The 15022-nt window shown below is 36.8% G+C and carries 17 protein-coding genes; 9 read left to right on the forward strand and 8 right to left on the reverse strand.

The features are described from left to right. Nucleotides 1–94: 94 nt before the first annotated feature. Together FW778_RS11590 and FW778_RS11595 are read right to left on the reverse strand one after the other, a co-directional pair. Complete coding sequence (locus FW778_RS11590; protein WP_150414866.1) at nt 95–709, reverse strand: 2'-5' RNA ligase family protein; 615 nt, start codon at nt 707–709, stop codon at nt 95–97. A gap of 22 nt (nt 710–731) precedes the next feature. Next, nucleotides 732–1331, reverse strand: a complete 600-nt coding sequence (locus FW778_RS11595; protein WP_150414867.1) for a 2'-5' RNA ligase family protein — start codon at nt 1329–1331, stop codon at nt 732–734. 74 nt (nt 1332–1405) lie between these two features. Between FW778_RS11595 and FW778_RS11600 the strand changes: the two genes are divergently transcribed. Next, nucleotides 1406–1840 (forward strand): LexA family protein, encoded by a 435-nt coding sequence (locus tag FW778_RS11600; RefSeq protein ID WP_150414868.1) that lies wholly within the window; start codon nt 1406–1408, stop codon nt 1838–1840. Nucleotides 1841–1952: 112 nt separating this feature from the next. Then, nucleotides 1953–3233, forward strand: a complete 1281-nt coding sequence (locus FW778_RS11605) for a Y-family DNA polymerase (protein ID WP_150414869.1) — start codon at nt 1953–1955, stop codon at nt 3231–3233. An 80-nt stretch (nt 3234–3313) separates the two neighbouring features. Here FW778_RS11605 and FW778_RS11610 read toward each other — a convergent pair whose 3' ends face one another. The 4 genes from FW778_RS11610 to FW778_RS11625 form a co-directional block, all read right to left on the reverse strand. Further along, nucleotides 3314–4276 carry a transketolase family protein gene (locus FW778_RS11610; protein WP_150414870.1) on the reverse strand — a complete coding sequence of 321 codons (963 nt, stop codon included), beginning with the start codon at nt 4274–4276 and terminating at the stop codon, nt 3314–3316. A gap of 94 nt (nt 4277–4370) precedes the next feature. Continuing rightward, nucleotides 4371–5426 carry a UDP-glucose 4-epimerase GalE gene (gene galE / locus FW778_RS11615; protein WP_150414871.1) on the reverse strand — a complete coding sequence of 352 codons (1056 nt, stop codon included), beginning with the start codon at nt 5424–5426 and terminating at the stop codon, nt 4371–4373. A gap of 50 nt (nt 5427–5476) precedes the next feature. Continuing rightward, on the reverse strand, nt 5477–6487 hold the full coding sequence (locus FW778_RS11620; protein ID WP_150414872.1) for an inorganic phosphate transporter: 1011 nt from the start codon (nt 6485–6487) through the stop codon (nt 5477–5479). Between the two features lie 38 nt (nt 6488–6525). After that, on the reverse strand, nt 6526–7173 hold the full coding sequence (locus FW778_RS11625; RefSeq protein ID WP_150414873.1) for a DUF47 domain-containing protein: 648 nt from the start codon (nt 7171–7173) through the stop codon (nt 6526–6528). A 287-nt stretch (nt 7174–7460) separates the two neighbouring features. Here FW778_RS11625 and FW778_RS11630 point away from each other — a divergent pair, with 287 nt between their 5' ends. The 6 genes from FW778_RS11630 to phoU are packed head-to-tail and all read left to right on the forward strand — an operon-like array spanning nt 7461 to nt 13084. Continuing rightward, nucleotides 7461–8648, forward strand: coding sequence for a hypothetical protein (locus FW778_RS11630; RefSeq protein ID WP_150414874.1), 1188 nt, complete (start codon nt 7461–7463; stop codon nt 8646–8648). A gap of 47 nt (nt 8649–8695) precedes the next feature. After that, on the forward strand, nt 8696–9814 hold the full coding sequence (gene pstS, locus FW778_RS11635) for a phosphate ABC transporter substrate-binding protein PstS (RefSeq protein WP_150414875.1): 1119 nt from the start codon (nt 8696–8698) through the stop codon (nt 9812–9814). Between the two features lie 22 nt (nt 9815–9836). Then, nucleotides 9837–10826, forward strand: coding sequence for a phosphate ABC transporter permease subunit PstC (pstC, locus tag FW778_RS11640; protein WP_235906226.1), 990 nt, complete (start codon nt 9837–9839; stop codon nt 10824–10826). Nucleotides 10827–10829: 3 nt separating this feature from the next. Then, nucleotides 10830–11675 (forward strand): phosphate ABC transporter permease PstA, encoded by an 846-nt coding sequence (gene pstA, locus FW778_RS11645; protein WP_150414876.1) that lies wholly within the window; start codon nt 10830–10832, stop codon nt 11673–11675. Then, on the forward strand, nt 11657–12415 hold the full coding sequence (gene pstB / locus FW778_RS11650; RefSeq protein ID WP_150414877.1) for a phosphate ABC transporter ATP-binding protein PstB: 759 nt from the start codon (nt 11657–11659) through the stop codon (nt 12413–12415). The genes pstA and pstB overlap by 19 nt, the downstream gene beginning before the upstream one ends. Before the next feature lie 15 nt (nt 12416–12430). Then, nucleotides 12431–13084 (forward strand): phosphate signaling complex protein PhoU, encoded by a 654-nt coding sequence (phoU, locus tag FW778_RS11655; RefSeq protein WP_150414878.1) that lies wholly within the window; start codon nt 12431–12433, stop codon nt 13082–13084. A gap of 53 nt (nt 13085–13137) precedes the next feature. Here the strand turns inward: phoU and FW778_RS23115 are convergent, their stop codons facing one another. Then, nucleotides 13138–13287: a hypothetical protein gene (locus FW778_RS23115; RefSeq protein WP_202552195.1), complete on the reverse strand. Its 150-nt coding sequence runs from the start codon at nt 13285–13287 to the stop codon at nt 13138–13140. A gap of 32 nt (nt 13288–13319) precedes the next feature. Here FW778_RS23115 and FW778_RS11660 point away from each other — a divergent pair, with 32 nt between their 5' ends. Beyond that, nucleotides 13320–13958: a phosphatase PAP2 family protein gene (locus FW778_RS11660; RefSeq protein WP_150414879.1), complete on the forward strand. Its 639-nt coding sequence runs from the start codon at nt 13320–13322 to the stop codon at nt 13956–13958. Here FW778_RS11660 and FW778_RS11665 read toward each other — a convergent pair. Next, complete coding sequence (locus FW778_RS11665) at nt 13951–15003, reverse strand: sensor histidine kinase (protein WP_150414880.1); 1053 nt, start codon at nt 15001–15003, stop codon at nt 13951–13953. The two genes, FW778_RS11660 and FW778_RS11665, sit on opposite strands and share 8 nt — an antisense overlap. Nucleotides 15004–15022: the final 19 nt, after the last annotated feature.

The following is a 15022-nucleotide window of genomic DNA, read 5'->3' on the forward strand; positions in this document are numbered from 1 at the left end:
AATTATAAATGATAAAAATTCAATCGTACATTTTTTAAAATAAAGATCCTATAGCATGCATCGATGCATTAAATACATAACCATACATTATTTGTTACGTAAATAATTCGCCTTGTTTGGTTATAACGGGTAAGTTCATAAATTCAAAACGCTGTACAATCTGGTATGCCTTTTCTCCAACCTTTCGCTTAATCAGCAACATGCCATCAGCAATAAAACGACCAGTGAAATGCTTATGGCTGTACTCCAGCCATCCCTTATCATATTGCCATGGCAATAATTTTCTTGCAATAGTTATATGTGGGTCATCAAAAAAATGCGGTTTATTTTCTTTGTTTAACGTCATCAGGCGTTGTGCAGGCTTTAATTCCTTTATTAAGTTTTGTACCTGTTGCTTACTTTCTATATTAATGAATATCGTATGGCTGGGGAAACTGCCGAAATTTTTTAATTCAGCTTTAAACGGCGTATAGCCCATTCCGATAGTTTTTAAACGGCTTACCAGCCTTTCTTCCATCATTTCAAATTGAACAAAATTTACCAGTGTAATATGCGTCTTACCCCACAAAGCATTTTCAGCCTTATACTTTTCATGAAAATCTTTTTTTATCTGTATAATTTTATTGCGCAATTCTTCGTGCGGATTTAAGATCAGCAGGTATTCGTTATAGTTATACCCGGGAATCTGTATTAATGATTTTGTATCCATAGGTGACAATTTTTAAAAATTATTAATTAACTAAATCCTCAACAAACGGCGGCAATGCAAACACAATAATTGGCTTCGGCGCATCGTACCCGTCTCTTCTTTTTAGTAACAGCAATTCATTTACCAGGAATGACTCATGAAATGATTTATGTGCATATTGTGTTAATGCTTTAAAAAAAATTTCTTCAGAAAGATTACTGGCGACACTTACATGCGGCTTTGGGGTTAGCAGCATTGGAGGACATGAACTGGCATTTATGTATGCGTTTACAACACTTAATTCCTTTGCCAATTGACGCAATGGCGCTTCATTTTGAATACGGAGGTAAATTGTATTAGGAGGAAAGCCACCATAATTATTTAACATAACTACAAAGCTTTTTTGCTTACTGCAAATTCTTTGCATCCAACGTATAATGGTATTTTCCATGCCTTCTTTTGCAACAAACCTGGCAACAATAATATAAGGCTTCGTGGAGATAGCCCCTTTTTCTTTGTAATCATCATAAAACATTTGTTTTTCAGCCATCAGTTTTTCATTTACTTCCTTCCCTGGATTTATTACGAGTAGATATTCATAACATTCGTGGGAGGAGTCATTAAGATAATTTTTGGTTTTCATGATAATTAAATTTTTCTGTCACTAATTTTAGTATAAATTTACTAAATAATTTAGTAACCTACCAAAATATTTATATGGATAGTGATAAAATTTTTTCTTCTAAATATAACGGCAGTAAAGGGATGACCCAGTTTGATATTCACTCCGCAAATGCAACAGGGTTTGGTGCCGCAGCTGATGATTATATGGAGAGAGGCATTGATCTTAACGAGGAACTGGTCCGCAACAAGCCCGCAACTTTTTTTATGAGAGTGAGCAGCGATGCTATGAAAGAAGCGGGAATTTATAAAGGCGATGTAGCCATTGTTGACCGCTCAATAAAAGCAACTAACGGTAAAGTAATTATTGCCATTTTAAATGGTGATATGCTGATCAGGCGTTTTGAAAAGACAAAAGACAGTATCAGGTTGCTGACTGACTCCAATAAATTATCCCCGATACAGATTGATAATACCTGTGAAGATTTTGCAATCTGGGGAGTGGTAACATATGTGATTCATACACCATAGATGCAGTTACCTCAAACCCTCTCTGAAGGAAAGGGAATATCATTAGAGCGCAAATTTAGATGTATAGTAAATCCTACTTTGGCAATATTATCTTTTACAAAAAAAGGGAGACATGAAAGCAATTGTTGATTGCAATAGTTTTTATTGTTCATGCGAAAGGGTTTTTCGGCCTGACCTGAAAAACAAGCCCGTGGTTGTTTTAAGCAACAATGATGGCTGTATTATTTCGCGAAGTGACGAGGCAAAACTTTTAGGAGTTGAAATGACAGGTCCTTATTTTAAAGCAAAGAATTTAATTGAACAGCATAATGTAGCAACGTTTTCGTCTAATTACAATTTATATGGCGATATGAGCAGGCGGGTAATGGATACTTTGAAAATACTGGTGGGCGAAAATAATGTGGAAGTATATTCTGTTGATGAATCATTTTTAGATGTAAGTATGATTGAAGAAAATTCTCTCGATAGTTATGCTTTGCAGATGAGGGAAATTGTTGAGCAATGGACAGGTGTTTCAGTTTCTGTAGGAATTGCTCCAACTAAAACGCTTGCAAAAATTGCCAATCATCTTGCAAAAAAAAATAAGGCCGCAACAAAATGTGTAGCAACAATTATTAAAGAAGATAATATAAGAGAAATATTAAAAAAAACAAGTGTAAGTGGAATATGGGGTGTAGGAAGAGCCTATGCCGATAAGCTTATTAACTGGGGAATTACTACCGCATGGGATCTTTGCAATATGCCTGAAGAATGGATTTATAAACATTTGGGCGGAGTAGTGGGAGCAAGGCTTGTAAAAGAATTAAAAGGAATACCCTGCATTGAAATGAAAGATGAATTGAAAGTAAAAAAAATGATAGCTACTACCCGCATGTTTGGTAAAAATGTTACTGATCTAAATGATATTAAGGAAGCCATTGCTACCTATACTGCAAGAGCCGGCGAAAAATTAAGAAGGCAAAAATGTGTTGCTTCTGTATTGAGTGTTTTTATTGTAGCGAAAGAAGAAAGCCATTCTGCCAATTTTAGTCGTGGCGCTACTTTGAGTACACATACCATTTTACCTGCTGCTACATCTGTCACCAATGAATTGATTGCACCTGCTATGCGGCTGGCAGAACAAATTTTTAAGCCAGGCGGGGAATATAAAAAAGCCGGTGTAATGTTAAGCGGCATTGTTCCCGACACATCTGTTCAGAGTAATTTATTTGAACCTATAACGGAGAACAACAAACGCATTTTAATGGATGCTCTTGATAATCTCAACTTCAGCATGAGAGATGACATCGTGAAATTTGCTTCCTCAGGCCTTACGCGTGACTGGAAAATGAGAAAAGAATTCCGCTCGCCAAGATATACGTCAAGATGGAATGAATTAAGAGAAGTAGTATAGCCTCTGAGACCACGTATCACGTATAAAAATGCAAATACGTATAACTAACGCCAATGCCTACCTGTAATTCCCAATACTTTTTAATTGTTCTTTTTAGATAGGGCTATTTCCGCAGCCTTAACAATGTCCAGCGTGTCCAGCCCATATTTTTTGAGAAGATCTGCTGGTTTCCCGCTTTCTCCAAATGTGTCTTTCGTGCCAATATATTCAATAGGTACAGGGAAGTTTCTAACTGAAACATGAGCTACGGCATCTCCCATTCCACCTAAAATATTGTGCTCTTCAGCAGTAACCGCACATTTTGTTTTTTGTATTGATTGAATAATTGCCGCTTCGTCTAATGGTTTAATGGTATGAAGGTTTATCAATTCTACACTGATGCCTTTTTCTTCCAGAATTTTTGCAGCTTCAACCGCTTTCCATACAAGATGGCCACATGCAAAAATGGTGATATCATTTCCTTCCGCAAGAACCTGTGCTTTGCCTATTTCAAAATGCTGGCCTTCCTCTGTAAAGTTCGGCCATTTTGGCCTTCCGAATCTTAAATAAACGGGGCCTTCATAGTCAGCAATGGCGAGCGTTGCCGCTTTAGTTTGATTAAAATCACAAGGCACAACAACTGTCATTCCGGGTAGCATGCGCATCAATCCAATGTCTTCCAGTATCTGGTGCGTAGCGCCATCTTCGCCTAAAGTAAGTCCTGCATGTGAGGCGCAGATTTTTACATTTTTATTTGAATAGGCGATCGATTGTCTTATCTGGTCGTACACTCTTCCCGTAGAAAAATTGGCAAAGGTTGTTGTATAGGGAATTTTTCCTCCAATGGTTAAACCCGCTGCAATGCCCATCATATTTGCCTCTGCAATGCCGCATTGAAAATATCTTTCGGGAAAATCTTTTATAAAAGGATGCAGCTTTAATGAACCCGCAAGATCGGCCGTGAGCACCACTACGTTTTCATTTTTCTTACCAAGTTCATAAATGCCTTCGCCAAAACCACCGCGGGTTTCTTTTTCATTTTTTGCGACTATATCTTTAATCATAAACTATACTTCTTTTTTAGTATTGAGGAAAAGCAATGGCTGCAAATTAGCAATAAGCTGTTAAGGATAAAAATAATAATGGAGAGAAAGAGATTTAATTCATTTGAAAATTTGGATTATTATGAAGTTGTTCATCGGCTTTTAATTTCAATTCCCATTTCCATGCTGAAGACATCATTTCATCCAAAGAATATTTTGGATTCCAGTTTAATTTTTCTTTTGCCAGAGAATTGTTTGCATAAATAGCCATAATATCACCGGGCCTTCTCGGGCCAATGGCATAATTTAATTTCACGCCACTTACTTTTTCAAATGAATGGATGGCTTCCAGCACGGTTACGCCGTTCCCGGTTCCAAGGTTAAATATTTCGCAAGGCGATGAATTTTTTTTATTTATTAAATATTGTAGAGCCAGTGTATGAGCATGAGCTATATCGCAAACATGAATATAATCTCTTACACAAGAGCCATCTCTTGTTTCATAATCATCACCATGTACTATAAGTTGCTTTAATTTCCCAATAGCGGTTTGGGTAATTGCAGGAACCAGGTTTTGTGGTTTGCCAACCGGTAATTCGCCAATAAGCGCGGAAGGATGTGCTCCCACCGGGTTAAAATATCTTAATAAAATGCTACTTGTTTCACTAGAACGGGTTACTTCTTTTACGATTTCTTCACCCATTTGTTTGGTAGCGCCATAAGGCGATTCTGCCGGCTTCAACGGCGATCGCTCTGTTACGGGAATTTCATCAGGACTTCCATAAACGGTACATGAAGAAGAAAAAATGAAATTAGAAATATTGAACTCTTTGGCACATTTTAAAACATTGATAAGAGAAGTCAAATTATTTTCAAAATATAATAATGGGTTTTCAACAGATTCTCCCACGGCTTTATAAGCAGCAAAATGTATGATACCTTCTATATCGGTATTCTCTTGAAAAACAGCATAGGTATCATCAAAATTGCAGAGATCTACTTTGTAGTTTTTTACCGCTTTGCCGGTAATATCTTTTATCCCCTGCAGCAATGCCGTGGTTGATCTTGAATTATTATCAATACAAACAGGATCGAAATTATTTTCTATTAAATCAAGTATGGTGTGGGCGCCGATATACCCGCATCCACCTGTTACTAATATTTTCTTCATACTACAAAGAAAGGAAAAACATCAATAGGCCGCTATTAAGAAATAAATTATCACCCTATAAAATGTATAATATAATAAATGCATCCTGCAACAAGAGCACTTACAGGAATGGTTAGTATCCATGCCCAGATGAGGTTGAACGTGACACCCCACCTTACTGCAGAAAGGCGTTTTGTAGCACCCACTCCTACTATGGAACCGGTGAGTGTGTGAGTGGTACTAACGGGAATTCCAAAAACTATGGTTAAAAAAATGGTAATTGCACCCGCGGTTTCTGCGCATACTCCTTCCAGCGGATTTACTTTGGTAATGCGTGTTCCCATTGTTTTGACAATACGCCATCCGCCAGACATGGTGCCAAGAGCAATGGCAGAATAACAGGCAAGAGGTAACCAACCTGGCATTGCCATGTCATGTACCGACATAGTATTTCCATGCACAGTTTTATGGTAAAACCAGATTGCAGTGAGGATTAAACCCATGGTTTTTTGAGAGTCGCCTCCCCCGTGTGCCAGGCTTAATGCGCCCGACGAAACTAATTGCAGTCGCTTAAACCATTTTTCTGCTTTAGCCGGCCTGGAGTTTCGGGCAAGGTTAACCGTTATAAGCGTCATTAAAAATCCAAATATGAGACCAATAATGGGGGAAAGCACCATAAAAATAACAGCAATAAAAATAGGATGTGTGTTTACGCCATGTAGGCCGCCGGCGGCGATGGCTGCACCGGCAAGGCCGCCAATAAGTGTATGTGACGAACTGGATGGAATACCATAATACCAGGTTAAAAGATTCCAGCTTATAGCGGCGATGGTTGCTGATAGCAGCACTTTAAAACTGATAACATTTTCTGAAATAATATTGGCAATAGTACCGGCAACTTTATGTTCTTTAAAAACAAAGAAAGCTATAAAATTAAAAGCCGCCGCCCATAAAACAGCCTGGAATGGCGTGAGTACTTTAGTTGAAACAATGGTGGCTATTGAATTGGCAGCATCGTGAAAGCCATTTATAAAATCGAAAATAAGCGCAAGTATAACAATGATAATAAGAAAGGCGAGCATATAAAACTTTTAAGATGGATACTTATTCCGTAATCTTATTACGCATATTTAATTATAATTGATTCAATCACGTTAGCGGCGTCTTCGCATTTATCTGTTACAATTTCCATTATCTGGTAAATCTCTCTTTTCTTAATTACTTCTTTAGCGTCCGGTTCGGTTTCAAAAAGTTTTTCAATGCTCATGTCAAAAATATCATCGGCCTGGTTTTCAATGCTGTTTATTAAAACCATGGCGTCCGTAATTTTCCTCAGGTTTTTCATATCTCTTAATTCAGCAACCGCTTTTTGTACTTCATTGCAGCTGCTTAAAATAAGTTCGGCCATTTTTTGAAATCCACTATCATCAGGGTTTACTTTATAAAAATTAATTTTTTTTGCTGAGGCATAAATGTAATCGCAAATATCGTCGAGAGAGGTAGCGAGGTAGTGGATATCTTCGCGGTCGAAAGGTGTTATAAAATTTCTTCCCAGTTCTGTAAATATCCGGTGCGTATAATCGTCATTTACATGTTCAAGGTCTTCAATTTCCTTTATGAGGATTGCTCTTTTATCAAAATCTTTTTCATGCACCACGTCTTTAAGCCTGGCTCCCATTATGGAAACAGTTTCTCCAACATTTTCAAAAAGTTGAAAAAATATTTTATCCTTCGGTAAAAAGAATTTTAAAATAGAGTTTAAAGCCATGTAAATAAATTTTCGCAAAAATATACTATCGGATTTTAATCAAAAGATTTCTTCGCTTTTTAAAATAATAAACTGAAAATGGCTTAAATATTGGAAACTAATACTTTATTTTTTTATTATTTTCAATCTGCTTAAAAATGGGCTTTTTATTGTAGATGGCTTAAACTTTTTAGAAATGAACAAACCCAGAGATGTTCGTCGCTGGTTAATGTTAACCCTAAGGTAATAATGGCTTAACAATTTGGTAACATAACAAAGATTCCTTTGCACAAAAATTACAGAATACTATGTTTACTAAAAAAATTTTATTTCTAACTGTATTATCGGCCAGCGTACTATTTAGCAATAATATAAAGGCGCAGTTTGTTTCAAACTCTGACTCCGCCTTCAATGCGGGGCGACCTAATTCCGGCAAATTATGGGGTTATATGTTTGGTGATTATTATGTAAAAGCACAAGCAGACTCACTAAACCGGGGCAGCGGTAGCCAGTACTCAGGTGTACCTAAAAACAGGAATGCCTTCCAGATCAGGAGACTTTATCTCGGTTACAACTATAACATTACCAAAAAATTTGCCGCCGAAGTATTACTTGAAGCGGCGCCAGGCGAAGCACTAACAGATAATAAACTCGCATTTTATGTAAAACTTGCAAACCTTCGCATTAAAGATCTTTGGAAAGGAACTGACCTGATCCTTGGCCAGGTGTCAACTCCCGGTTTCTCCATGTCTTCCGAACCAATATGGGGTTATCGCTCTGTTGAAAAGACCATCATCGATGTTCGTGGAACACCATCTTATGATTTGGGAGCTTCATTACAAGGGAAGTTTGACCCTAAGAAGGGTAATTTTGGTTACGATTTAATGGTAGGCAACGGAACTGGTGCTAAACCGGAGGGAGACAACTACAAATGGCTATACGGCGATATTTGGGGGAAATTCCTTGATAAAAAACTCTATGTAAATTTATACGTGGATTATAACGGTATGTCCCCGGTTGCCGGTATGAAGCATTCAAGAAGCATGATTAAAGGTTTTGTGGCCTATACTGTACCAACATTTACAATTGGAGTAGAAGCATATAACAATCATTTGAAAAACGACAACCAGGCTACAGAAATCTCTACCGGTAATGTAGATGTTTTGTCTGTGGATGCTTCCGGTCTTTCAATATTCGTGAGAGGGACACTGGTTAAGGATAAATTAAATTTCTTCGCTCGCACCGACTTTTTCAACCCCGACAATAAAATTGATAACAATAGGTATAACAAATACGTAGGAAATACGGGCGGATATAGCGACCCTTCAACTAAAGAAAATTTTATAACAGCGGGCCTTGATTTTACACCTATGAAAAATGTTCATCTTATGCCAAATCTTTGGCTAAATCATTACAAGAACCAAGGCTTTGCAACAAAATACGACGTAAGCGATGTTGTTGCTCGCCTTACTTTTTATTATGTATTTGGTAAATAGTCAGCTTTTATAAATAAGAAATTTCTACTAATATTAAATTAACAATCATGAAAATAATAACAACAATTAAAAATGTTTTTTTTGCCGCCTTGTTATTAGGCGTAACCGGAAGTATAACGCCGGGCTGTAATGGTAACTCCGGAAAAGAAAGCGGAAGTGATTCTACATCCACAGCATCATCAGGCACTAACGATGACAAGACACTGTTAGGAGCCGGAAGCACATTTGTATATCCTTTATTCTCCAAACAATTTTCGGAATATAATAAGCTTACTGGTTTAAAAATTAATTACCAGTCAATCGGGTCAGGCGGAGGTATTTTGCAATTGACCAATAAAACAGTTGACTTTGGCGATTCAGATGCTCCGTTAACTGAAGAACAAGCTCAGAAAATGGGCGTACCTGTATTACACATTCCTATGTGTTCAGGAGCAGTTGTTATAAGTTATAATTTACCGGAAGTAAAAGATACTTTGAAAATAAGCCCTGAAGTGCTTGCAGAAATTTATCTTGGTAAAATTACCAAATGGAATGATGCAAAAATTGCAGCAATTAACGCGGGTGTAAAATTACCAGCTACTCCAATTGTAATAGCACATCGTTCTGACGGAAGTGGTACCACAAACATTTTTACTGATTATTTATGTAAAGTAAACGACGAGTGGAAAACAAAAGTTGGTAAAGGCACATCAGTAAACTGGCCACAAGGAATTGGTGGAAAAGGTAATGAAGGTGTTGCAGGCCTTATTAAACAAACACCCGGCGGAATAGGTTACATTGAATTGGCTTATGCAGTTCAAAATAAAATGGCTTATGCCAAAGTTCAGAACAAATCAGGTAATTATATTACTCCAAACATAGCCTCAACGAGCGCCGCAAGTAACGTGCAGTTACCTGCAGATTCAAAAATATTTTTGGGTAATACAGATGCTGCCGACGGTTATCCTATCAGCGGATTTACCTGGGCATTAATTTACCAGGAACAAAATTACAATAACCGTTCACAGGAAAGAGCTCAAAACGTGGTAAAATTATTATGGTGGACTATTCATGATGGCCAGCAGTTTTGCCAGGGCTTAAATTATGCACCTTTATCCCCAGCCGCTGTTACCGTTGCCGAAAATATTTTAAAATCAGCTACTTTTAACGCGAAACCATTAATGTAAAAATTCATTTTATAATATTGTTTTGAAATTATCATTTACAAAATCAGGGAGTTCCCGCAGTAATTCATTGCTGCGGGAAATTTCGTCTATAACCCATATGATGAATGTGTGGAAGAACGTTAAAATAAAACGTGCCTTCCACCAGATACGCATGGAAAAGTTTTTTAAAACTTCTCTTGTGCTTATCGCATTAAGTATTCTCATCCTCGTAATCTCATTTTTACTTACGCTTGTCGTTCAATCGATGCCGTCAATAAAAGCATTAGGCTTTGGCTTTTTGGTGGGTAAAACATGGGATCCTGTGGCAAATGTTTATGGCACTTACCCGTTCCTGTTGGGCACTTTGTTAACTTCATTTTTAGCTTTATTAATATCAATACCTTTTTCATTTGCCATTGCTATTTTTTTAGGCGAATATTTCCCACGTGGATGGTTCTCTGAATTTTTAAAAAATTCAATAGAACTTATCGCAGCGGTTCCTTCTGTTATTTATGGCTTTTGGGGGTTATTTGTATTGGTACCGTTAGTAAGGAGCTTAGAAATAAAACTGGGAGTAACGCCTTATGGAATCGGCATCTTTACTTCTTCTGTTATTTTAGCCATCATGATTATTCCTTATGCCGCTTCGTTGGGCAGGGAAATGATTCGCATGGTTCCTTCCTCATTAAAAGAAGCGGCTTATTCCCTGGGTGCAACAAGGTATGAGGTAATTCGTGCCGTAATTTTACCTTATGCCAAATCGGGTTTAATGGCCGGTGTTCTTTTATCCCTTGGACGAGCACTGGGAGAAACGATGGCCGTAACTATGGTGATAGGTAACACGAGTCTAATACCTAAAAGCATCTTCGATCCCGGCAATACAATGGCAAGCGTAATAGCCAATGAATTTACCGAAGCGGCCAGCAGCCTTTATCTTTCTTCATTAATTGAACTCGGTTTAGTTTTATTTCTCGTAACGGTGGTCATTAATTTAATTGGTAAAAGAATTATTAAAAGATTTACAACAGAATAAAATATGAAGCCTCATATTAAATACAGGTTAGGTAAAAGCAAATTTTTTAAAGCGATAGTAATTCTGCTTTCCACACTTTGTACCGTGCCGCTGTTTCTAATACTTTTTTATATTTTGAGAGAAGGGATAACAAGAATCAACTGGCACTTTCTTGTAAACCTTCCGAAGCCTGTTGGTGAGGCCGGTGGCGGAATCGCCAATGCTTTAGTAGGTAGTTTACTTATAGTATTTTTTGCTGCGTTAATGGCCATTCCGGTGGGCGTAATGGGCGGTATTTATTTAAGCGAAAATAAAAAAAGCCGGTTAGCAAATCTTACCCGCCTTGCTGTAGATGTTTTGCAAGGCACTCCTTCCATAGTAGTTGGTATTGTAATTTATTTCTGGATCGTAAAACCTTTGAGTACATTTTCAGCATTGTCGGGAAGTGTGGCGCTGGCAATTATGATGCTTCCAATAGTTGTTAGATCAACCGAAGAAACATTAAAGCTTTTACCCGCTTCATTAAAAGAGGCCGGGCTTGCATTAGGGTTGCCCTATCAAAGGGTGATTTTAAGAATCGTTTTGCCCTGCGGGTTTAGCGGTGTTATCTCAGGAATTATTTTAGCAGTTGCGAGGATTGCCGGCGAAACAGCACCGTTATTATTTACGGCTTTTGGAAATCCATTTTTTTCCACCAACATTTTTAAGCCCATGCAAAGCCTTCCGTTATTAATTTTTAATTATGCAACCAGCCCTTATGACGAATGGCATGATCTTGCATGGGGTGCTGCACTTATTTTACTTTTGTGGGTATTATTATTGAATATTATTACTAAGATTACAACAAGACGATGGAAAATACAATTTTAAAATCAGTGGATTTTGACGCATACTTCGGGGAAAATCATGTTGTAAAAAAAGTAAATATTGAAATTCCAAAAAACAATGTAGTTGCGGTAATGGGCCCGTCCGGCTGTGGCAAAACAACTTTTCTCCGGTGCATTAACCGGATGCACGAATTGATAGAAGGTGCTTCTACCAAAGGAAAGATGTTATTGAATAATGAAGATGTTTACGAAATGCATCCAATATTTGTTCGGCATAAAATAGGAATGGTTTTTCAACGGCCCAACCCTTTTCCTAATTTAAGCATTTATGATAACGTTATTGCCGGCTATAAGCTAAATGGAATGAAAATGAATAAAGCAGACAAGGATGTAATTGTTGAACAATCTTTACAAAAGGCTGCGCTATGGAATGAGGTAAAAGATTCCCTACATAAGAAAGGAACTTTTCTTTCGGGCGGCCAGCAACAGCGTTTATGCATCGCCAGAGCGATAGCCATGGAGCCGGAAGTTCTGTTACTCGATGAACCTACTTCGGCCCTGGACCCAATTTCTACTTCAAGCATTGAAGTATTATTACAGGAGTTAAAGAAAAATTATACACTTATTGTGGTAACACATAATATGCAACAGGCTGCAAGGGTAAGTGATAAAACTGCTTTTTTTTACCTGGGAGAATTAATTGAATATGACGACACAAAAAATATGTTCACCAATCCCCAGGATAAAAGAACTCAAAATTATATAACCGGAAGGTTTAGCTAATAAAAATTGAAAATAATGACCCAGTTTGAAACAGAAATGCAGGACGTAAAATCCGAATTAATAAATATGTGGGACCTGGTTTTATTGCAGCTTTCCAAAGCCAAAGAATCAATGCTGAATTTTGATAAAGATCTGGCCAGGGAAGTTGTCTTAAAAGAAAAAAGAGTAAATGCGCTTGAAATAAAAATAGACAGGGATTGCGAAAATATTTTTGCGCTTTATTGCCCCGTGGCAATTGATTTACGTTTTTTATTAGCAGTTCTTAAAATAAATAATAACCTCGAGAGAATTGGCGACATAGCAGAAGGCATTGCAAAATACATTGTAGACTCACCTGTTAAATACAATATGGAAATACTGGAAGCCGCAGGGGTGATTAAGATGTTTGAAGATTCTATAAGTATTTTTACCGATACCCGTGTAGCATTTGAATTTGAAAATACACTTCTTGCCCGCACCATTTTTTCTAGAGATGATATTTTGGATGAAATTAATAAAAAGGCAGACGATAATATTTTAAAGTTTATTATAAAAGATCCCGGCGTTATCAAGCAGTCATTATATATTCTTTCGATAATCAGGAAACTGGAAAGAGTGGGTGATCAATCGAAAAATATTGCAGAAGAAATTATATTTTATGTAGAAGCAAAAGTGCTGAAACACCAATAGTCAATTTAATAAAACAAGATATTTATTTAAAAATTTCCGTAAGCAAAACAGGTTTATCTCAATGCTTTACCACCTTTCAATCGTGTTGGGTGGTTTTTTATTAAAAGCATTTCATGACTGGTTGTTTTCAATTCATTCCCGGATGTTTTACCATGCTGTTTTATAATTGTCTTATCATCAACAGTTCTGTAATGAGTATTCATTTGATTATTTTTGAAAAATTAATTTAAACCGAATGACGCTTACCCGATTATATAAAGAGAACCGCCTTTTTTTTATTGGATGTATTGTATTGATAATTATCGCTTCACTCATACTCTTGTTTTATTCCAAGGCAGATGGCTTTTATTTATTTAATCCCTATCATTCTGGCTTTTTCGATTTTATTTTTATTTACCTCACCAATTTGGGAGATGGATTTTTTGTGGTTGCTGTTGGATTGTTACTATATTTTTTTAAAAAGAAATTTTTATCGCTAATGGTGTTAAGCAGCTATGTTGTTTCGGGTATTATAGCTCAGGTTTTAAAATATTTTATACTGGAGGCGAGGCCGGCAGTTTTTTTAAAAGATAGTTCTTATAAATATTTTATTGATGGCGTAACGCTGCACAATTTTCACGCTTTTCCTTCAGGACATACAACCTCCGCATTTGCATTGGCTGCCGTACTTAGCTTTTCCTTGAAAGATAAAAAGTATTCAATGATCTTTCTGGCGGCTGCCACGCTGGTTGGGTATAGCCGCATTTATCTTGCCCAGCATTTTATGGACGATGTGTTGGCCGGAGCAATCATCGGGTTGCTATCTGCTATAATTTGCTGGATCTTTTTGGAGAAATTATTTAATAGATTATTGTATAAAAGAAAAACTAATTAGTTTTTGCTGAGGCCAGCGTGAAGCCAAATGTAGTGCCCACATCTGTTTTACTTCTTACATGAATTGTTTCATCATGTGCTTCTATAATATGTTTGGCAATAGATAGCCCCAGGCCGCTTCCTCCAACCTTACGGTTTCTTGCAAGATCGGTGCGATAAAATCTCTCAAAGATTCTTGGCAGGTGTTCTTCCGAAATTCCATTGCCATCATCACTTATTTCTACCAATATTTTTTTGCCATCTATTTTGTAGGCACTCCCTTCAATTGTTCCATTATTCTTTCCATATTTTATGGCGTTGTCAATAAGATTAATGAGTACCTGTCTTATTTTTTCTTTGTCAGCATAAACCGTAAGCGGTACCTCGCATCCTTTTTTAATAAAACATTTTATTTTCTTTTCATCAGCTTTTATTGAAAGAGATTCAAAAACCTCTTTAATAACATCCTGGATTACAAAATTCTGTTTGTACAATAATTGTTCGCCGCTCTCCAGCTTGGTAATTTCATCAAGGTCATCTACCAGGTTTACCAGCCGGTCAACATTTTTTGAAGCATTGGTCAAAAATTTTATATTCACTTCCGGGTTATCTAATGCTCCGTTCAGCAGCGTATCTACATAACCCTGAATCGCAAAAATCGGGGTCTTCAATTCATGAGAAAGATTGAGTAAAAATTCCTTTCTAAAAATTTCATTTCTTCTTAATATTTCAATTTCTTCTTTGCGCTGTACTGCCCATTGTTCCACATCATCACTTACTTCCTCAATAGATTTTTGGGGTAAAATATTTTTATAATAAAATTCTTCTCTCTTATTTGCTTTTGTTTGATAAATGAGTTTATAAATGAGTTTTATTTTTCTATACACAAAACGTTTTACTGTATCATAAATAATAAAGTAAGCGACTAATGTTATGGTAATAAAAAATAGTAAGGCCGGTAGCCATAATTCATTATAAACAAATAAAGCCAGGCCCGCCGATATGCCTATTGGAATGGAGGTAAGTAATGCAACCTGCTGCGGAGAAAAATTTTTTTTAGCTATCAACTATTTAAAATTAACACAA

Origin of the sequence: Ginsengibacter hankyongi (assembly GCF_008710285.1) — a bacterium.
GTDB classification, from domain to species: Bacteria; Bacteroidota; Bacteroidia; order Chitinophagales; family Chitinophagaceae; genus Ginsengibacter; species Ginsengibacter hankyongi.